This is a genomic window from Rothia sp. P5764, assembly GCF_048512965.1.
Taxonomy (GTDB): Bacteria; Actinomycetota; Actinomycetes; order Actinomycetales; family Micrococcaceae; genus Rothia.
In genome coordinates, this window is record NZ_JBLXXQ010000005.1 from 186,121 (window position 1) to 205,386 (window position 19,266).

At 57.1% G+C, this 19,266-nt stretch carries 18 protein-coding genes; 12 read left to right on the forward strand and 6 right to left on the reverse strand.

What is annotated here, in order from left to right; genetic code table 11:
* The first annotated feature begins 22 nt into the window (after window positions 1-22).
* A complete protein-coding gene (nagA, locus tag ACN08Y_RS08690) occupies window positions 23-1,183 on the forward strand; it encodes an N-acetylglucosamine-6-phosphate deacetylase (protein ID WP_419105341.1) in 1,161 nt (386 codons plus the stop codon).
* 90 nt (window positions 1,184-1,273) lie between these two features.
* Here nagA and ACN08Y_RS08695 read toward each other — a convergent pair whose 3' ends face one another.
* Window positions 1,274-2,431 carry a DNA polymerase III subunit delta' gene (locus ACN08Y_RS08695; protein WP_419112423.1) on the reverse strand — a complete coding sequence of 386 codons (1,158 nt, stop codon included), beginning with the start codon at window positions 2,429-2,431 and terminating at the stop codon, window positions 1,274-1,276.
* On the reverse strand, window positions 2,428-3,105 hold the full coding sequence (gene tmk / locus ACN08Y_RS08700) for a dTMP kinase (protein WP_419105343.1): 678 nt from the start codon (window positions 3,103-3,105) through the stop codon (window positions 2,428-2,430). The genes ACN08Y_RS08695 and tmk overlap by 4 nt, the downstream gene beginning before the upstream one ends.
* A gap of 126 nt (window positions 3,106-3,231) precedes the next feature.
* On the opposite strand from tmk, the gene ACN08Y_RS08705 reads away from it, so the two are divergent.
* The 3 genes from ACN08Y_RS08705 to ACN08Y_RS08715 all read left to right on the forward strand — a co-directional run bounded on the left by ACN08Y_RS08705 (window position 3,232) and on the right by ACN08Y_RS08715 (window position 5,612).
* Window positions 3,232-4,413, forward strand: a complete 1,182-nt coding sequence (locus tag ACN08Y_RS08705) for a trans-sulfuration enzyme family protein (protein ID WP_419112424.1) — start codon at window positions 3,232-3,234, stop codon at window positions 4,411-4,413.
* A 15-nt stretch (window positions 4,414-4,428) separates the two neighbouring features.
* The gene (locus ACN08Y_RS08710; RefSeq protein ID WP_419100425.1) at window positions 4,429-4,746 is read left to right on the forward strand and encodes a DUF2516 family protein; all 318 of its coding nucleotides are present in this window, start codon (window positions 4,429-4,431) and stop codon (window positions 4,744-4,746) included.
* A 125-nt stretch (window positions 4,747-4,871) separates the two neighbouring features.
* Window positions 4,872-5,612: a phosphoglyceromutase gene (locus tag ACN08Y_RS08715; RefSeq protein ID WP_419105345.1), complete on the forward strand. Its 741-nt coding sequence runs from the start codon at window positions 4,872-4,874 to the stop codon at window positions 5,610-5,612.
* A gap of 183 nt (window positions 5,613-5,795) precedes the next feature.
* Here ACN08Y_RS08715 and phoU read toward each other — a convergent pair whose 3' ends face one another.
* Window positions 5,796-6,452 carry a phosphate signaling complex protein PhoU gene (gene phoU, locus ACN08Y_RS08720; RefSeq protein ID WP_419105346.1) on the reverse strand — a complete coding sequence of 219 codons (657 nt, stop codon included), beginning with the start codon at window positions 6,450-6,452 and terminating at the stop codon, window positions 5,796-5,798.
* A gap of 187 nt (window positions 6,453-6,639) precedes the next feature.
* Here phoU and ACN08Y_RS08725 point away from each other — a divergent pair, with 187 nt between their 5' ends.
* Together ACN08Y_RS08725 and ACN08Y_RS08730 are read left to right on the forward strand one after the other, a co-directional pair.
* Window positions 6,640-7,827, forward strand: a complete 1,188-nt coding sequence (locus ACN08Y_RS08725) for a sensor histidine kinase (protein ID WP_419105347.1) — start codon at window positions 6,640-6,642, stop codon at window positions 7,825-7,827.
* 54 nt (window positions 7,828-7,881) lie between these two features.
* Window positions 7,882-8,562: a winged helix-turn-helix domain-containing protein gene (locus ACN08Y_RS08730; RefSeq protein ID WP_419100429.1), complete on the forward strand. Its 681-nt coding sequence runs from the start codon at window positions 7,882-7,884 to the stop codon at window positions 8,560-8,562.
* Window positions 8,563-8,648: 86 nt separating this feature from the next.
* Here ACN08Y_RS08730 and ACN08Y_RS08735 read toward each other — a convergent pair whose 3' ends face one another.
* A complete protein-coding gene (locus ACN08Y_RS08735) occupies window positions 8,649-9,179 on the reverse strand; it encodes a hypothetical protein (protein WP_419100430.1) in 531 nt (176 codons plus the stop codon).
* 280 nt (window positions 9,180-9,459) lie between these two features.
* On the opposite strand from ACN08Y_RS08735, the gene ACN08Y_RS08740 reads away from it, so the two are divergent.
* Genes ACN08Y_RS08740 through ispF form a run of 3 tightly spaced genes read left to right on the forward strand, consistent with a single transcriptional unit; the run spans window position 9,460 to window position 11,254 of the window.
* Entirely contained in the window at window positions 9,460-9,945 is a 486-nt protein-coding gene (locus tag ACN08Y_RS08740) for a CarD family transcriptional regulator (protein WP_419100431.1), read from the forward strand.
* A 23-nt stretch (window positions 9,946-9,968) separates the two neighbouring features.
* Complete coding sequence (gene ispD / locus ACN08Y_RS08745; protein WP_419112425.1) at window positions 9,969-10,766, forward strand: 2-C-methyl-D-erythritol 4-phosphate cytidylyltransferase; 798 nt, start codon at window positions 9,969-9,971, stop codon at window positions 10,764-10,766.
* A 5-nt stretch (window positions 10,767-10,771) separates the two neighbouring features.
* Window positions 10,772-11,254, forward strand: a complete 483-nt coding sequence (ispF, locus tag ACN08Y_RS08750) for a 2-C-methyl-D-erythritol 2,4-cyclodiphosphate synthase (protein ID WP_419105350.1) — start codon at window positions 10,772-10,774, stop codon at window positions 11,252-11,254.
* Between the two features lie 49 nt (window positions 11,255-11,303).
* Here ispF and ACN08Y_RS08755 read toward each other — a convergent pair whose 3' ends face one another.
* Together ACN08Y_RS08755 and ACN08Y_RS08760 are read right to left on the reverse strand one after the other, a co-directional pair.
* Entirely contained in the window at window positions 11,304-12,650 is a 1,347-nt protein-coding gene (locus ACN08Y_RS08755; protein ID WP_419100434.1) for an alpha/beta hydrolase, read from the reverse strand.
* Window positions 12,651-14,948: a bifunctional lysylphosphatidylglycerol flippase/synthetase MprF gene (locus ACN08Y_RS08760; protein ID WP_419112426.1), complete on the reverse strand. Its 2,298-nt coding sequence runs from the start codon at window positions 14,946-14,948 to the stop codon at window positions 12,651-12,653.
* Between the two features lie 408 nt (window positions 14,949-15,356).
* On the opposite strand from ACN08Y_RS08760, the gene ACN08Y_RS08765 reads away from it, so the two are divergent.
* The 3 genes from ACN08Y_RS08765 (at window position 15,357) to rlmB (ending at window position 18,835) form a co-directional block, all read left to right on the forward strand.
* Window positions 15,357-16,241 carry an alpha/beta hydrolase gene (locus ACN08Y_RS08765; protein ID WP_419100436.1) on the forward strand — a complete coding sequence of 295 codons (885 nt, stop codon included), beginning with the start codon at window positions 15,357-15,359 and terminating at the stop codon, window positions 16,239-16,241.
* Between the two features lie 44 nt (window positions 16,242-16,285).
* Window positions 16,286-17,713 carry a cysteine--tRNA ligase gene (gene cysS / locus ACN08Y_RS08770; RefSeq protein ID WP_419112427.1) on the forward strand — a complete coding sequence of 476 codons (1,428 nt, stop codon included), beginning with the start codon at window positions 16,286-16,288 and terminating at the stop codon, window positions 17,711-17,713.
* Window positions 17,714-17,854: 141 nt separating this feature from the next.
* Window positions 17,855-18,835, forward strand: a complete 981-nt coding sequence (rlmB, locus tag ACN08Y_RS08775; RefSeq protein WP_419105353.1) for a 23S rRNA (guanosine(2251)-2'-O)-methyltransferase RlmB — start codon at window positions 17,855-17,857, stop codon at window positions 18,833-18,835.
* The last annotated feature ends 431 nt before the right edge of the window (window positions 18,836-19,266 follow it).

Genomic DNA, 19,266 nt, shown 5'->3' on the forward strand with positions numbered 1-19,266 from the left:
GATGAGAAAGAAGGCAGATTTTATGTCCTCCCTTATCGTTCATTCAGCTACCCTCTATGACGGGATCATCGGAGGGGTTCACCAGCGCGGTGCGGTCCTTCTAGAGAACGGGAAGATTAGTAAGGTTCTGGGCGAGGATGAGTGGCAGAGCTACCTGAGCCCCGGTACCGAGGTGGTTGATGCGGCTGGGGCTCCGCTGGTCCCCGGTTATATTGATATCCACCATCACGGCGGTGCTGGGCACGCCTATGATGAGGGAAGCATTGAAAGCGCTACTGCCGCCCTTGAGGCTCACGCCAAGCACGGTACTACCCGCAGTGTTCTCTCCACCGTGACTAACTCGGTGGAGGCTATTAGCCATAGCTTGCGTAACCTGGCACCTCTGGTGGAGCAGAACCCTCAGGTTTTGGGTTTCCACGCCGAAGGGCCTTTCCTACACCCCCAGCACAAAGGTGCTCACCCCGAGGATCTTCTGTGTGACCCTGACCCTGAGGCAGTCGCCCAGATTCTTGATGCGGCTGGCGGACATCTGCTCCAGGTGACCATGGCCCCTGAACGTGAGGGTGGCCTGGCCGCTATTGAAAGCTTTGTGGGCGCAGGTACCAAGGTCGCTGTGGGCCACACCAGCGCCACCTATGAGCAGGCAAGAGATGCTTTCTCGGCAGGTGCTAGTCTGCTAACCCACACCTTTAACGGTATGAACGGTATCCACCACCGTGCCCCCGGCCCTGTGATTGCGGCCCTGGAAGACAGCCGTGTTTCACTGGAAATTATTAACGACGGTATTCACGTTCATCCCTCAGTAGTTGCCCAGATTTTTGGGCGGGCACCGGAGCGTACCGTGCTGGTGACCGATGCCATGTCAGCTACCTGTAACGCTGACGGCATCTACATGCTGGGTACCCTCGAGGTTGAGGTTAAGGGTGGGGTTGCAACCCTGGTTGAGGGTAAATCCCTGGCTGGCTCCACCCTGACGATGGACCGTGCGGTGGCGTTGGCTGTTCAGCACTCTGGTCAGCCGCTTGACCTTGCGGTTGCTGCGGCCACTTCTCAGGCTGCCGCCGCTCTGGACTTGGCTGACTCCTACGGTCGGATTGCACCGGGTTACCCGGGTGACCTTCTGCTCCTGGACGCTGAAACCCTGCTCCCCACCCGTATCTGGCGGGACGGCGTTCAGCTCTAAGCACCCCAACTAACTTTCTTATGTGTTTAGCCCCGAACTGGTTATCCGGCTCGGGGCTGACTTTTGGGTTGAGCGGGTAAAGCTCACGAGCTAAGAGCCTGCTGGTGAGGCAATGAACTGTGTCATCATGGCTTCAAAAGCTAAGCGGGCACTTGCATTGGTGTTCATTCTGCGGCGGGTAGTTGCTACAGTTTGCAGGTGAGCTAGCACGGCTTCCGGCCTAGTGCGCGCGGCGTAAGCCTGTAGCTGCTGAGCCATGTGGGCGTTAATAAGCTCTGCCCCAGTGCCCATTTGCAGGGTGAGTACATCACGGAAGACCGTTTGAATATCGGCCAAGAAACGGTCCAGGGTATCGGTTTGGATTCGTTTGGCGCGGCGTTTTTGGTCTTCTTCTAGCTGACGTACCTGGGCGCGGTGGGTGGGGGAGAGTTTCTCCCCGTCCGTGTAGCCCAGGGAGGTCAGGAGCGCGGCACGTTCGGCCTCATTGCGGGTTTGCGCGTCTGCTTCTGCTTGAGCCTCAGCAATAGAGATGAGCCGGTCGGCGGCATCCATCGCCGAGGCAACAGAGCTGAGGGTCAGCGGTATCTTGACCACTGAATCGCGGCGGGTGCCTGCCTGCGGGTCGCTTGCTAGCTTGTGGGCGGTGTCCAGGTTGCCCTGGGCTAGGCGGGCTACTAGCTCGGCTTGGTGGGGTTCGAGCCCGTGCTGGGTCTCGAGTACGGCGGCAACTTCCGCCACCAGGGGGAGCCGTAGCTGGACCGGGCGGCACCGGGAGCGGATAGTGATGAGAACATCGGCGGGGGAGGGGGCCGTCAATAACCAGATAGTGTAGGGTGGCGGCTCCTCTATAGCTTTGAGGAGTACGTTGGAGGTGCGTTCGGGCATGCGGTGGGCGTCTTCAATGAGCATGACGCGCCAGCGTCCAACGGCGGGGCGGTCCTGCGCTTTAACAACAAACTCGCGGGCCTCGTCGATGGTGATGACGGTTTTTTCGGTTCGAAAGTGCAGGAAGTCTGCGTGGGAGCCGCTGAGCACGGTTTGGCAGGAACGGCAGGTTCCGCAGCCGCGTGCGGCGGGGGTGGGCTGGTCGCAGAGGAGTGCTGCCGCGAATGTCTGGGCTGCTGTGGTGTGGCCTGCACCGGTCGGGCCGGTAAAGAGCCAGGCGTGGGTGGGCTTGGTATCAGCGGCGGCGGTAGCTAGCTGGTGTTTGACCTCGTTCTGCCCTATTAGGGAGTCCCAGACACTCATGAAAGTACCGCCAGGGCCGCATCCAGAACCTGTTTGTGGACTTGCTCGATGGGTTGGGCACCGTTGATAAGGGCGTATCGCTCTGGGGCAGCCTGCGCTAGGGAACGGAAGGCACTGTGTAGAGCGCTGTGGAAAGTGTCGTCGGCGGCTTCCATACGGTCAGCGTGACCGCGGGCACCTGCGCGCGCACGGCTTTCAGCCAGTGAAACATCAAGGAGTACCGTGATGTCGGGCAGGAGATTGCCCGTGGCCCAGCGGCTTAGGTCGGTGATGGTTTCCAGGCCCAGGCCGCGCCCAGCTCCCTGGTAGGCTGCTGATGAGTCGATGTAGCGGTCGCACAGAACGATGGTGCCGGCTTCTAAGGCTGGTTGAATTTTTTGGTGGGCGTGGGCGGCCCGTGACGCCGCAAAAATGAGTGCTTCGGTGTGCGGGTCAATCGCGCCGTTGCCGTGCTCTAGGACCAGGGCACGGAGTTTTTCGCCGATGTCGGTGCCCCCTGGCTCACGGGTGACCAGCACAGAATAGCCGCGCTCTGTGAGGGCCTCTGCCAGGAGCTTGATCTGGGTGGTTTTGCCTGATCCGTCGCCACCTTCAAAAACGATGAAAGTGCCGGGGTAGGGGCCGTGGGCGCGTGCCGGGTCGGCATCTGGGGTGTAGGTCAGTGCTTGAGTCACCCCTCTAGCCTACCAAGGCCTGTTTGCTGGGGCTTGCGGTTAGATAGGGACTCTAAGCAAGTTCATTTGGTGACCATGCTTCTCACCTACTAGCTCCTTAAGAATCGGGCGCGTATGGTGGTGGGTATGACCGAACAGAATCTTTCTCCGCAGACCCGCCTAGTTGCTGGCGGCCGGCCGGCCCACCGTGACCTTGCCCCGGTAAACCCACCCATTTCTATGTCCTCTACCTTCCGGCAGATAGGCCCCACCGACCTCAACAGCTACGCCCGCTTTACTAACCCCAGCTGGGACGGTCTTGAGCAGGTTGTCGCTGACCTTGAAGGCGCAGAGCTCCCCGGCCTTCTTTTTGCCTCGGGTATGGCGGCTGTAGCTGCGGTGCAGGATCTGGTACCGGTTGGCTCTATTATCCTTCTGCCCAAGCACACCTACATGGCCTCGGTATCTATGGCTAAGCGCCTTGAGGCGCGCGGTATCGCCACAGTTGTTCGTCTTGATATTGAAAACACCGAGTCCGTCATCGCTGAACTGGAAAAAGCGGCAGCCACCGCAGGGGTCAGCCCCGAGAATGTGAACTATGCAGCCCCTAAGGTTCTGCTGTGGATGGAAAGCCCCACCAACCCCATGATGGAGGTCGCTGACCTGCCCGCTATCCTGGGTGCGGCGCGCCAACTGGGTATCGTTTCAGCCGTTGATAATACCTTCGCAACACCGCTTGGCCAGAACCCCCTGCTGCTGGGTGCCGACGTCGTAGTGCATTCCGCCACCAAAGCAATCGCCGGCCACTCCGACGTTCTGCTGGGTATCACCGTTACCTCCAACCCGGTCCTGCGCGAAGCCATGCACACCCACCGCACCACCAATGGCGCTATCGCCGGGCCCTTCGAAGCATGGCTGGGCTTGCGCGGCGTGCGTACTATGGGCGTCCGGTTAGAGCGCTCAGCGGACTCCGCCCTGCAACTAGCGCAGCGCCTTAGCGAACACCCGTCCATCAAGGCAGTACGCTACCCCGGCCTACCCACCGACCCCGGCTACGAGCGGGCCTCAGCCCAGATGCAGACCTTCGGGTCTATCCTCTCCGTCACTCTTGATGCCACCGCCGAAGAAACCGACCGCCTTGTTGCCGCCCTGAAGCTGTGGACTCCCGCGACCAGTCTCGGTGGCGTAGAATCACTCATTGAACGCCGCCGCCGGCACGGTTCAGAACCCCACTCCATCCCGGAGTCCCTACTCCGTCTCTCCGTGGGCATCGAGAACGTCGATGACCTGTACCAGGACCTGGTGGCAGCCCTAGACAATCTCCGCTAAAGGACGAAGCACCCTATGACTCCTCTTGATCTCATTGCTTGGGCAAACTACCTCATCAACCTGCTGGCCTCGCTGGTCGTAGCAGGACTATCTGTCTACGCCCTGTTTGAGGCCGCACGCGCAACAGGGTACGCCTACCAGAGCGCCTTCAAACGCACCAAAGGCTTCTGGCTGGCCGTCACGGGCGCTGCCACGCTCTTTTCGGTCCTGACCCTGTGGCAGTCCTGGAACGGTAGGATTAGCTCAATCTTTATGCAGTTGGTTGCCGCTACCGCCGTGGGTGTCTTCTTAGCTGATGTTCGCCCCGCGGTGGCTGTGCGTCGCCGTCGCTAAGACTTGCGTTAGGGCCTGAAAAACCCACACATATTCACACGCATTCCCCTAAGATAGCGGTTTGTTCAGTGAATAGGTGTGGGTTTATCTTTTATTTAGAGGGATAAAGTGGGATAATGAGAGTTATGACTTACAAATTGGTACTGCTCCGTCACGGGCAATCAGAATGGAACGAAAAGAACCTCTTCACCGGTTGGGTAGATGTTGCCCTCACCGAGAAAGGTAGAGCTGAAGCGGCCCGCGGTGGTGAGCTTCTGAAGGAACGCGGCATCCTTCCCGATGTCGTTCACACTTCACTCCAGCGCCGCGCCATTAACACCGCTAACCTGGCACTGGACGCTGCTGACCGCCACTGGATCCCCGTCAAGCGTAACTGGCGCCTGAACGAGCGTCACTACGGCGCTCTTCAGGGCAAGGACAAGACTCAGACCCTAGAGACCTACGGCGAAGAGCAGTTCATGACCTGGCGTCGCTCCTACGACGTTCCGCCGCCGGCACTTGATGATAACGACGAGTTCTCACAGGCAAAGGATCCTCGCTACGCTGACATCGAGAACGCCCCCCGCACCGAGTGCCTCAAGGACGTTCTTGAGCGCATGCTCCCTTACTGGGAATCGGACATCAAGGAAGACCTTAAGGCTGGCAAGACCGTTCTGGTTGCAGCTCACGGTAACTCCCTGCGCGCACTGGTGAAGAACCTGGAGGGCATCTCCGATGCCGACATCGCTGGCCTGAACATCCCCACCGGTATCCCGCTTTACTACGAGCTGGACGAAAACTTCAAGCCCCTTGGCCCCGGTGAATACCTAGACCCCGAGGCCGCTCAGGACGCCATCAAGGCCGTTGCTAACCAGGGTAAGAAGTAAATCTTAGCCCGGTTTTAAAGCCCTAGTGCCCCGCCCTCCTGAATAGGTGGGCGGGGCGCTTTAGTTTCAGAGGAGTTGAGACTAAGCGAGAACCAGGGGACTGTGAGCGGCTGCCAGCCGGTCCGGGGCCTTTAGAGGCGCTGATGAAGCTCACGGCCCCTGCCAACTCAAAAGTGTCTGGTCTTAGATGCTGGGTACTGCGTTCCAGTCTCCGGTCACCAGGTAGGTGACCTTACGGGCAACGGAGACACCGTGATCCCCAAATCGTTCCAGGTAGCGTGAAGCCAAGGTGACATCCACTGTGACCTGGGCGTTCTGGCCCCAGTCGGGTGCTGCCATGCGGTTAAAGACCTCTACGTGGAGCTCGTTGACCCGCATCTTGTACTTGATGATGTCCTGGGTGTGGACCAGCTCACGGGTTTCTAGCAGGTTGATGACGCTGGCAATAATTTTCAGGTCCAGCTCAATCATCTCTGCGAACACAGGTGTGATGGATTCCGGTAGAACGTGCTCCGGGTAGCGCATGCGAGCAACCTGAGCGACGTGACGGGCGAGGTCGCCCATGCGTTCCAGGGAGGTACTCATACGCAATGCTCCCACAATCATGCGCAGGTCTGAGGCGACCGGGCTTTGCAGGGCCAGCAGGTCGATGGCTCGTTCATCCAGCTCATTTTGCATAAAGTCGATGCGGGCATCGTTAGTGATGACCTCCTCGGCTTCCTGGATTCCGGCCTTGAGGAAGGCATCGGAGGCCCTGCTAAGGGCTTCTTGGACCAGGGTGGCGATGTGGATGAGCTCTTCACCGACATGTTGAAGTTCGGCTTGGAAGACTTTGCGCACGTGCGCGTCCTTTCCATGTGGAGATATGTGAGGGCGTGAGAGGGCAGAGAGCGCTCTTTCGCTACCTATCTAGAGTGCCAAGGCCACATGAACACCAGCACACGCTTGGGTAAACGTTAGTTGAACCCCTGCCAACAGGTAGCGTGCGGGGTGAAAAGGTGGGGGTCTACGGCCTAAGCTGGTAGACGTGAACTCTACAATGATTGCTTTGATGGCGGCACTTTTGGGGCTCATCATTGGCGTTGTCAGCATGTTTGCTCTTCAACGAAGTGAGCGCCAGCGCGCTCGCTGGGCCGATGTTGAAGAGCCCACCATCAGTGACGGCGCGGCAGAGGTTTTGGCGGTGATTGGTCGTGCCTATATGGTGGTCGATGCTGTCGATGGCGTTGTTCAGGCCTCTCCTGGGGCCTATGCCCTGGGGCTGGTACGCGGGCACACGGTGGAGTCCGATGAGCTGCTGGCTATGATTGATGCAGTTCGCAGCAAGGGCATCATTGTTGAAAAGGAAATTGTGCTGGCCCGTGGTTTCTACGACCAGAGCAGGCTTGTGATTGACCTGCGCGTAGCTCCGGTAGGTGATGAGTACATTCTGGTTCTGGCTGATGACCGGACTGAGATCGCTAGGGCTCAGACGATCCGGACGGACTTTGTGGCTAATGTGTCTCACGAACTTAAAACCCCGGTGGGTGCGGTAGGGCTCATGGCAGAGGCTATTGAGAGCTCTGCCGATGATCCCGAATCTGTGCGCTATTTCTCGGGCAAACTCAAGAAGGAGTCGCAGCGGCTGGGTGCTCTGGTGCAGGACGTTATCGAGCTCTCCCGTTTGCAGTCTGCTGACCTGGTGGTCAGTTCTACCCTGGTTGATGTGGGGCAGGTTGTGGCTGAAGCCCTTGACCGCAACAGGCTTACTGCTGAGGACAAAAATATTGAACTGCTGGTGGGTGGTACCGCCTCGCGTCCTGTTCATGGTGACCCGGAGCTTCTCTCGACGGCCGTGCACAATTTGATCGAGAACGCAATCCGCTACTCGCCAGATAGCACCAAGGTGGGCATTGGGGTTTCTGTGAAGGAGGACACTGTTAGAATTTCTGTGAAAGACCAGGGCCCGGGTATCCCCGAGGATGAACAGGACCGTATCTTTGAGCGGTTTTACCGTGTGGATCCGGCGCGTTCCCGTCAGACTGGCGGTACCGGGTTAGGTTTGAGCATCGTCAAGCATATCGTAGGCTTGCACGGTGGTGAGGTGACGTTGTGGTCCCATCCGGGGTCCGGCTCAACATTCACTATTGCTCTGCCTATCTTGGATGAAGAAACCGAAAATGACTTACTGGGCGAGAATGCGGGCACCCGTCCGGCCTCTCGTGCAGAGAACTAACCCTTTCCCCGCTGGGCCACACGGTTCAGCCCGATTCCCGAAAAGGACACACAGGTGACCCGTATTTTAGTGGTTGAGGATGAAGAGTCACTCAGCGAGCCCTTAGCCTTCTTGCTGGGGCGTGAAGGGTTTGAAGTTCAGGTTGTTGATAATGGCCTGGACGCCGTGGTTGAGTTTGAGCGTGCAGGCGCTGACCTGGTGCTCCTGGATATTATGTTGCCCGGTCAGTCCGGCAACGAGGTATGCAAACAGATCCGGGCTAGCAGCACTGTACCCATTATCATGCTAACGGCCAAGGACTCTGAGATTGATAAGGTCTTGGGGCTTGAGCTGGGCGCTGACGACTATGTCACCAAGCCTTACTCATCGCGGGAGCTGATTGCTCGGGTGAGGGCCGTCTTGCGCCGCCGGGGTGAAGCTGACGAGCCTGACTCTGGTGCTATCCAGGGCGGGCCGGTCCGTATGGACGTTGAGCGCCACGTTGTGACGGTGAACGGGGAAAGCGTCGCTATGCCCCTCAAGGAATTTGAACTTCTCGAAATGCTCCTGCGGAATGCTGGTCGCGTGATGACCCGCTCCCAGCTCATTGACCGTGTGTGGGGTGCAGACTATGTGGGTGATACCAAGACCTTGGATGTTCACGTTAAACGGTTGCGGTCAAAGATTGAGCCGGATCCCTCATCGCCGCGGTATGTGGTTACGGTTCGCGGTCTGGGCTATAAGTTTGAGCCCTAGGCCAAGGCGTGAGCGGTAAGTAAAAGCTGGGGCCCAGAACCTTCAAGGTTCTGGGCCCCAGCTTTTGGTGTAGGGTGACCTACCGTTTAGTGCTGGGAGGTTTCGGTCGCGCTAGCGCTTGCCGCGTTGGGTAGGTAGGAGGCGTATTCCTCAAGCGTTCCGTCAAGGACGGGAACCACGAACTCAGACGGTTCGGATGTGACATCCGAAGAAACGGTGGTTTTGAGACTTAGACCGGGGGCAGCCTCGGTTGACTTAAGCACAATCTCGTTGGCTTTATCCTCCAGGCGAACTTCCTTGCCAGCGGGAACCTCAATGGTCAGCGTCTCACCGGGGAAAGCCAGGGTAACGGTAGCATCTTTTTCGGACTGGTTGAGGATGGTACCCAGAACACGACCGGGAGCGCCTTCAGCCGATGAAATCACCATGATGTTGCGGAACTGGATGATCTCCTTGTTCGCCTCGGTGAGGTTAGTCATCTGACCGTCTGATGCTGAGTAGACGATGGTGGTGGGCTGCTTGTAGATGTAGCCACAGCCAGTGGTAGCCAAAAGGGCACCAGCGAGGGCGATTGTTACGCCAGCGCGCTTGATGCTCAGAGAAGCGGTGTTCTTCACAGCTCTTGCTCCTTGTTTAGATGTATGGGCCCCGGATTTATGCAGGAAAAAAAATGTGTGTGCTCCGCGCAAAGTAGGGGTGTGTTCTCTCTTCAGGTCACATTCTAGCTGGTTTATAGACGATACGTCTGTATCAACGGGCAAAAGCCGGTAAATGAAGCGCTGACCGCCTAGCGGGGCATTACGCTGTGCGGGGAGAGCCTCGCTCCATATCTGTAACCTTAGGGTCGCTGTCTAAATAGGCGTGCTAGAATGGGTAGGCTGAAAGGGGTTTATCCATATGGTTTTTGAGGTTGGCGAGACCGTCGTTTACCCTCACCACGGTGCAGCAACGATTGAAGAAATCAAAATGCGCACTGTCCGTGGCGAAGAGAAGATGTACCTAAAACTCAAGGTCGCTAATGGCGACCTTGTTATTGAGGTGCCCGCTGAGAACGTTGACATGGTAGGTGTACGCGACGTCGTTGACGAACGTGGCCTCCAGGAAGTCATTGATGTTCTGCAAGCAACTGACACCGAAGAAGCGTCCAACTGGTCCCGCCGCTACAAGGCGAACGTTGAGAAGCTGGCATCTGGCGATGTCCTTAAGGTCGCCGAAGTCGTCCGTGATCTGTGGCGCCGCGAAAATGACCGTGGCCTTTCCGCTGGTGAGAAGCGCATGCTGGCTAAGGCCCGCCAGATTCTCTCATCCGAGGTCGCACTGGCCAAGGACATTAACGAGGAAACCGCCGAAGGCGAGCTCGATAAGATTCTCGAAGGCGTCTAAACTTTCGGGTATGCTCACTAGCTGTGAGCACTATAGACCAAAAAAATGCAGCGGGTACCGTTCCAGAACAGGAGACGGTGCTCGCTGTTCTTATTGTGGCGGCAGGTTCAGGTTCCCGTTTGGGTGCTGGCATACCCAAGGCCGCTGTAGAAATTGCGGGTAAAACTCTTCTGGAATGGGCTATTCTCGGTGCGCTAGCGTCGGGTGTAACGGCGCGGCTTGTGGTGACGGTGCCTCCCGGGGATACCTTGCTGACGACTATTTGCGCTCGCTACGGTGCCTTGGCGGTACCCGGTGGAGCTAGCCGGGCTGAGTCTGTAACAGCGGCTCTTACGGCTCTTGACGCTGCCAAGCCGCTACCCGGTGCTTCGAGCTCTCAGCCTACCGGGGTTCTGGTGCATGATGCTGCCCGTTGCTTTACACCTGCCTCTGTTTACCGGCGGATTGCTCAGTCCCTGGTCGCGGGGGAAAGAGCAGTTATCCCTGTGCTACCGGTGGTTGATACTGTCAAGACGGTGGATGCCCGGGGCTATGTCACAGGTACCCCCGCACGGGCGGAGCTCAGAGCAGTCCAGACCCCCCAGGGCTTTGACCTCCCGACCTTGGTGCAGGCTCACCGCGACGTTGCCGGCCTACCAGCGGGGGTTGCCGAGACCATTACCGATGATGCCATGCTTGCGGAAACCCTGGGCCTGCCTGTGGCTACAGTTGACGGTGACCCGCAGGCTCTTAAAATTACGACCCCTCTGGATTACACCTTGGCCGGGGCTTTGCACACCCAGGGCGCACTTGAACTTGTTGAAGAGCTAGAGAAGAGATAGAGGCTATGATTCCCCGTATTGGCACCGGAACTGATGTACACGCTTTTGGTGATGAAGGCACAGAGCTGTGGGTAGCAGGGTTGCACTGGCCAGGGCAACGCGGCCTTTCGGGTCACTCTGACGGTGATGTGGTGGCCCATGCAGCGGCTGATGCTCTGTTTTCTGCCAGCGGGACCGGTGATTTAGGCTCCAATTTTGGGGTAGACCGGCCCGATATGGCAGGTGCTTCAGGGGTGAGAATTCTGTCGGAAGCCGCCGCTATTGTCCGTGCCGCGGGCTTCGAAATCAGCAATGTAGCTGTCCAGCTGATTGGAAACAAGCCCAAGTTTGCCCCCCGTAGGGATGAAGCTAACCGGGTGCTGAGTCAGGCTGCTGGTGCTCCTGTTACCGTCACCGCGACCACCACCGATGGCCTGGGCCTAACTGGGCGCGGTGAGGGTGTAGCAGCTACAGCTGTTGCCCTGGTCTATCCCGTAGAGAACCCGTAGAGCTAGAAGCGTCCCCCGCCCCCGGCAGAAGCCGGGACGGGGCACTGAGCTATGAGCTGGATATGCCAGCTCTTTTACCCAGCCAGGGCAGGGAGTCGGCAAGTGTAGCCTCCCAGACCTTCCACTCGTGTTTTCCCTCATAGGTATTCCACTGCACATCTAGGCCTGCGGCTTTTGCGGCATCGTAGACCGTGTGTAGGTCCTTACGGTAGTTGGCATTATCCTTGGTGCCTATAGAGAAGATTCCGGCTGGCCCGGGCTGGGTGAACCTACCCTTCTGTAGCATGGTCAGCGGGTCGTTGGCATCAAAAGCGGCCTGATTGCCATCAAAGCCCTGCGCTATAGTTCTCTCAAGGCTGCCGATGGATGGGTGACCTTCCCCGGACATATCGATGAATGCCGAATAGATCTGGGGTGCCCTCAGCGCTGTCTGTAAGGCACAGGTGCCGCCGTTGGAAAGTCCCCCGATAGACCAGTGAGCATGATTGGTATCGACCTGAAGATTATTTTTAAGCCAGGTGGGAACAGTTTGCTGAAGGTAGCTTGCTACCTTGCCGTGGCTGGTATCGCTACATAAGGGGTTAGACCAGTCTCCACCATTTTGGTCTACCACCACTACCACCGGGGCGAGCCCCTGATGCTCGGATGCAAAGGTGTTGAGGATATCGTGAACCCCACCCATATTGAACCAGTCACCCGGTGAACCAGGTTGCCCAGCCATGAGAACTAAGACCGGGAGTAGAGGTCTCTGGCTTGTCATGTAGGCAGGGGGCAGATAGATATAGGCATCACGGGGAGTAAAGGTCGAATCTTGAGAGGGGATACTGGTTTTGACAAGGGCCCCTTCGGTCGGCATATCGGACGGTGCTTTCCAAGCCACTGCAAGCGACTGGTTCCCTGCGTCAAAAGGATGGCTCTGCGCTCCGGCCTGAGCCTCATCGAGAGAGCTGGTGGGTACTGTAACACCTAAAGCTGCGGCAAGGCTAGGGTAACCTCTATAGTAGGCGTTGAGGCCCAGCCCTGTTGCGGTAAGAGCGAACCCGAGAGCCACCAGGCCAGCAAGGAGCCGGACCCCTCTGGCAGGCACACTACGACTGCTCCAGTTGGTGCCTACTAGGACTATCACATAGAGCAGGATCAGTGATACATATCCAACCCATAACCAGGTAGGCAGGGTAATTCCCTCAGCCACTAAGTGCACTACATTGTTACCGATGAAGGCTGAAAGCCCAGTGATGGCTACCGCTGAGACTACCAGCAGAGCATGGCTACGAAGGGTTATGTTTCTGCCTACTTTCCAGAGCAGAATCAGGGCAACTACTGCCGCAAGAGCTAGTGAGACCGGGCCCCAATAGTCAGCTCGTAAATCCACTGACCTCGCAAAATCACCCAGCATTTATTTTTCCTTAGAACCTATAGCTTGAATAATTCCCACGACGTCTTTTGCCTTCATCTCGGGTAGATAGGCGTGAGTGACTGCCACACCGATTGAAGCTAGCTGCCCAGAATCAGGGGTGACCAGGTACATGGCCTCAAAGTCAGGCTGGAATTTTGCCTTAAAAGTCAGCAGCGAGCGGAAGCCGTAGAGAGGTTCCATACGGCTACCTAAGTAATCTAAGAGTCGATCTAGCCCAGTCCTTTCCACTGTGGAGTCTGAATGCGCTAAGGGCGCTCCTGAAAGAGAAAGGAGCTCAAGCCCTTCAGCTTTTGCGTCCTGGGCCGCCGAAGCGATGAGGAACTCCATGGACGCGGGGAATACTCCCTCACCGTTGCGGCGGCGCATAAAGTCCAGGGTCAGCCCGATAACCCTGCCCTCTCTATGAACTGGCATCCAGGAGGTCACTCCGTGTATAAAACCAGTTTGATCAGTGGCTATCAGAATTCTTGTTTCTGGGTCTTTGAGTTCCTCCAGTCCACCGAGGGTAAAGCCCATCTCAGGCAAACTCTTATCAGACACCCACCCTTCAGAGATCTCAACAATCTGGGCCCATTCCGCCAGAAGCAGGTCATCTATGCTCGTCCAACGTGCGGTAATGCCCTGCTTGCCCGCCTGGTTGAGGGCCGTCCGAATGGACTGAAATTTTTTACCTGAGAAGGTTAGGCATGAAAGATCAATCACTGCTTCTTCAGCAACCTGCCAGGAGCTCCACCCGAGCTTCTGCGCAGCCTGCTGGGTTGGTGAGTGCACAGAATAGAGTGCGGGAGTTAGCCCGGAACGGGTGCAGAAGACTGCAAATTCTTTGACAGCAGCTTCCACACGCTCAGGGGCGGCCGCAGGGTCCCCAACGGTCAAGGCAACACCGTTATGGGCCAGGTAGGCAAAGCCCTCTTTTCCCGATTCGGAGATCCAGTAGTGCCGGTTATCCCAGGTACTAATCCAACCCAATGTCCCAGCACCATGTTCTTTGACTAGCTCAATAAAGTGCTCGCGATTCTTGCCTACCTTGCCAAAGGGAAGGGAGAGAATGCGGTAGGTGTAGATAATCGCAGCGCCCCAAAAGAGGGCTGGGAGGATCCAGTGCAAGGCGGTTGTCAGCCAGAAGGTGCCGGTGTAGGTCGGGGGGAAGACATACCAGGCCGCAGAGGGCAAAAGTTTGACTAGGTAGTCCAGAGCGAAAGGGAGTAGCTGTGGGTGAGGGGCAAAGGCCTGCGGCATTATCCAGGCGAGGAGAACCATGATTGTTGCCCCACTGAGGCCGACCAATCCTATGGTTTTTGCAGCGCTGAGGGCGGCTCTTGTGTTCGAGGGTAGTGGAAAGTACCGCCAGGTTACAGCGATCAGGCACATGATCAGCAGGGGGATAAGGACGGGGATGATTAACCGGCCCCCTGCTTCTTCTAGTTCTGCCAAAGAACCGTAAGCCGAGCGATGCTGGCCTAGGATGCCTGAAAATATGATTAGCCGTAGCGCTGTGAAGAGGAAGATTGTTCCTTGAAGGAGCAGGGTCGCGTAGGCAGCTATTCGACGCCCGCGGGCTAGCCCCATGGCCAGGACTAGTTGCAGGATGATGGGTAGCGTTGAGAGCAGGCTGGGGAGGAAACCCCGTGTTTGAGCTAGGTAAACTTCGTGGCTACAGAGCTGGCTAGCGGTTTTTTGGGAGCAGAGGGCATCCAGGGTTTCGTTAGTGAGCACACTGCTTGCAATATCGAATTTGGCCGATGCGAGAGGGCCAACAGGGTTAGGGGCATGGGCGGCAAAGAAAATACCCAGGGATATTGCGGTAATTGCTAGGGCAACTAGTGTTCGCTTTTCGTGACGGCTACCTACGATTGAATCTTGGCCCTTGGGAGATGTGCTCAGTAGTGATCCGCTGGCCCAGCCTGTGATAGCGGCCAGGAAGAGGCCAATATCTTGAAGGGAACCTCCGAACCCCAGGAGAACCAAGGTGGTCAGGCAGGTTGAGAGGCGGATTCTGCGCCTCCATATTGTAGAGAGGGAACGTGATGATGCTAGGAGCGTGCCGGTCATCATGAGCGGGATGCCATAAACAGCGTGATCGGTTAGGGCTTGGGCCCAGCCGGGAATGAGGTAGCTAGCTGCTGAGAAAATGATGGCCAGGGATGCTACCGGTAGCAGATAGCTAGCGGCTGCTGCCAGGGCGAAAGGCCAGGTACCTAATTTGCGTTCAGCTAGGGGACCGATGCTGGCCAATAAGAATAAGGAAAGCACAGTTGAGCCGGGTCTAGGGCTCACAAAGGTACCGGTGAGGACCCCCCAAAGGTTCTCTAAGTTACCCGGTTGAAGGGTTAGCGGTAAGGTTTTAGCGGCCCCAAAGACTATCTGGATGATAAGTGAAATGAGGGTGAGGCCCAATAAGACGGTGCTGAGTGGCGCGATATGCGTGTAGTCTGCTAGGTATTCTTTGGCCCAGCGTAACCGTCTCCTGGTGGCTTGTAGGGGAGGATTTTTGGGACTGTAGGGGGTAGTTCTATTCACTAACAGCAACCTTTAAACTTTTTGAGTATCTGGCATTAGAGTATAGGCAGATTATTGTGGGATTCTGCTGAGAGAGGCCACCTCTTGCGGGCGGAATTTAGCCTGAATCCTCTTGAGAGGGCTAGAATAGTTGGCTGTTGCCATAGCGCTTTGAGGAGAACTTTTGTGACAGCTGCTGACCCCCTTGCACCCTACCCGCATGTTCTGAGCCGGCGGGGCGGGAGAGTGATTGCCTGGCATGAGTATGGGGTTTTAGAGAACCCACAGCAGACTGTGCTTTACTGCCACGGCACTCCTGGATCTGGCTACGAGGCTCTTTTTTTGGATGAGGCTGCCCGCCAGCTGGGCATCAGGATTATTGCTCTTGATCGACCCGGACTGGGTGCCTCAGATCCCGTTGACTACCGGACGGTGCGCGGTTGGGTAGAGGATGATCTCCTTGCTGTAGTCGAGCACCTGGGCTTGGAGAGGCTGAGCGTGATTGGTTTCTCAGGTGGGGGTCCTCATGCAATGGGTATAGCTGCCCGGTTACCGGAGTTAGTGGACCGGCTGGTTCTGCTTGCCCCTTTTACTCATCATGCCGCATGGTCAACTCGGCTTGGTTTGGCTTTTACACCTTTGCGGGTGCATCTGTCTCACCTGACCATGAGCTGGTTTCCTAAGGTTTTGATTGATTCTTTAGCTCGCGGAGCTGGCCTTCTCCTAGCTGGTAGGTCAGCATCTCTTGAGGCTTTCGTGCGCTCAGTGCAGGGGCGTAGCGGTGCCTACCGCATGGCGGTTGCTCATGATTATGCTCTCCAGTTTGCTATTCGGGGTGGTGTACAAGATGAGTACGCTATCCAGGGGGACTGGGGTTTTTCGGAGGCTTCGGTGAGGGTAAGGACTGATATTTGGGTAGCGGGAAGGGATAAGGCGGTCAAGCCTGCCCGCGTCCGGAACTTGGGTCTGCGAATGGGCGCCACCTTGCATGAGTTACCCCAGGATGGGCATTTTTCCTTGCTGATAAACCATGGTTGGGAGATTTTAGGCAGCTTGGTTAAGGATGGCTAGAGCTGTTCAGAACCGGCGCTTGTGCAGGCGGTAAACTTGTAGCTGTGACTTTACGTTTTTATGATTCAGCAACTGCAAGTGTTCGTGACTTTGTCCCGGTTTACCCCGGTGAGGCCCGTATCTATTACTGCGGTGCTACCGTGCAGGGGGCACCGCATATTGGGCATGTGCGCTCGGGGCTGGTCTTTGACCAGCTTGCGCGCTGGCTGACCTACCGTGGTTTTAAAGTCACGACGGTCCGTAATGTCACCGACATTGACGATAAGATTCTGGTCAATTCAGCGGCTTCCTTTGACTCTGATTATTCTGGGGACTATCCGCGTGAGCAGTGGTGGGCCCTGGCCTACCGGTTTGAGGGCATTTTTGGGGTGGCTTATGAGGCCCTGAATATTGCTCGGCCCACCTATGAGCCGCGAGCAACCGGACATATTCCCGAGATGTTCGCTCTGATTCAGAGGCTGATTGACCGGGGACATGCCTACCCGGCTTTGGACGGTTCGGGTGATGTCTACTTTGATGTGCGCTCCTGGGCGCAGTACGGTTCTTTGACCCGTCAGCGTGTGGAGGACATGCAAGATGCCCCCGATGCAGACCCGCGCGGTAAGCGGGACCCCCGTGACTTCGCCCTCTGGAAGGGGCATAAGGAGGGCGACCCCGAGACTGCCCGCTGGGAGTCTGCCTGGGGTGCAGGCCGCCCGGGTTGGCACTTGGAGTGCTCGGCTATGGCGGGTAAGTACCTGGGTGAGACCTTCGACATTCATGGGGGCGGGCTTGACCTGCGCTTCCCCCACCACGAGAACGAGATGGCTCAGTCGCAGGCCGCCGGATTTGGGTTCGCCAATTTCTGGATGCACAACGGCCTGGTGAACTACGAGGGCGAGAAGATGTCCAAGTCTATTGGTAACATCATCACCCCCGAGCAGATGCTGGAGATGGCCCGCCCCCTGGTGGTCCGCTACTACCTGGGCCAAGCACACTACCGTTCGGTGCTGGACTACCGCCCTACCTCCTTGGAGGAGGCACGGGTTGCTGTTGAGCGTCTTGAAGCCTTCCTTGCTCAGACCCTTGCTTTCCACCGGGCCGATGCTCGGGTTCCCCAGGCCTTTGCTGAGGCTATGGACGATGACCTCAATATTCCTCGCGCTCTTGCTGTGCTCCATGAGCTGACTCGAGCGGGGAACGCGGCTTTGGCAGCAGGGGAGTCAGCTCAGCAAGAAGCAGAGCAAGTTTATGCCATGGCCCGAGTACTGGGCTTGGTGGAGCTGATGTCATTTGCTGGTACACCGGCTTCGGACGGCGGTGCTGCTGAACATGCGGCTCTTGATTCTCTGATTCAGACCATGCTGACCCAGCGTGCTGAGGCCCGTGAGGCTAAAGACTGGGCACATGCTGATCAGATTCGCGATGCCCTGGCAGCGGCCGGGGTTACTGTCAAGGACGGCCTATCTGGCTCTACCTGGTCCCTGAGCTAGAGCGGATCGTCCACAGATGTAGCTGTTAGCAGGCGCCCTGCCGGTTTCTGGTGGGGCGCGTGCGCTAGCTCTCGCACCAAAAAGCTGGGTGGGTCGGTAAGCTAGAGAACAACGGCAAGATACCTATCAAAGGAAACCTATATGGCGAAGGCAGGCTCACGCCCCGGCGCAACAGCTAAAAAGAAAGGCCCCACCAAGGGCACCGGCGGTCACGGGCGCAAGGCACTTGAAGGCCGCGGCAACACTCCCAAGGCTGAGGACCGCGTCTACCACAAGGCCCACAAGATGAAGCGGGCCGCTGAAAACCGCAAGGCGACTAACACTCTTCGCTCACGCGCACCCCGTCTGGGCGGGAAGCGCGCTTCAGACGAACTGGTGACCGGTCGTAACTCGGTCTTGGAATCATTGCAGACCAAGATCCCTTCTAAGACTCTCTTTGTGATGTCTCGTATCGAGGTCGATGACCGTGTCCGCGAGATTTTGACTGAGGCTAATAAACAGAACCTGCCGATTCTTGAAATTGGCCGTCTTGAACTGGACCGTCTGACGGACCACGCGGTTCACCAGGGTGTTGCGCTTCAGATTCCGCCCTACAAGTACCCCGACGCGGGGAGCCTGGTTCTGGATACTATGGAGCGCTGGCATGATCAGCAGCTGGAGGTCCCGCCACTCTTTGTTGCGCTTGATGGCATTACCGACCCCCGTAACCTGGGCGCTATTATCCGTTCGGTCTCTGCTTTCTCGGGTAACGGTGTAATCATTCCGGAGCGTCGATCTGCTGCTATGACCGCTTCTGCCTGGAAGACTTCTTCTGGCGCCGCAGCTCGTATCCCCGTTGCTAAGGCAACCAACCTGACTCGGGTAATTCAGCAGGCGAAGGAAGCTGGCATGTTTGTTGTTGGTCTGGACGGTGGGGGAGATATTGATCTGCCGGACCTTGAGCTGGCCTCTGAACCGCTCATGATTGTTGTGGGCTCTGAGGGTAAGGGCCTGTCCCGTCTGGTGACCGAGAACTGCGATCAGATTGTTTCTATCCCGATTAGTTCGGCTATGGAATCTTTGAATGCTTCAATGGCAGTGGGTATTGCCCTGTATGAGGTATCCCGCCGCCGTTCTAGCTAGTGGTTATTTCTAAAGGTAAGCTCTTCCTCCGCAACCTGCGGAGGGGAGCTTTTCTTTAAAGTCCTTGGCTAAAGTGTGAGGTGCCGGTGTTTGCATCTATTGCTGAATGAGCTCACCAGAAGCTCAATAATGTGATGTAAGTTTAGGTGCCAGCTCACAAAGAATGCTGCGTATATGTCTTGGCGAATGCGTTTAAAAAAAGTTTAGAACTTTTTTGAAGTTCCGAAATCCGCGGTTTACCAGGGAATTTGTCGGACAGCTTGCGGGCCGTGAGCGCTTTTAAGGGCAAAAATGCTCCCTAAGGACTTGCGCGGTGTGAAAAACCTGCGTAAAGTATTACCAGTCGCCGCGGCGAGGGAAACCCCGCCAAGCCAACAAAACGCCTAATCACACAGCGAAAACCCCATCAGCGGGAAGCTGCCAGAATCGGG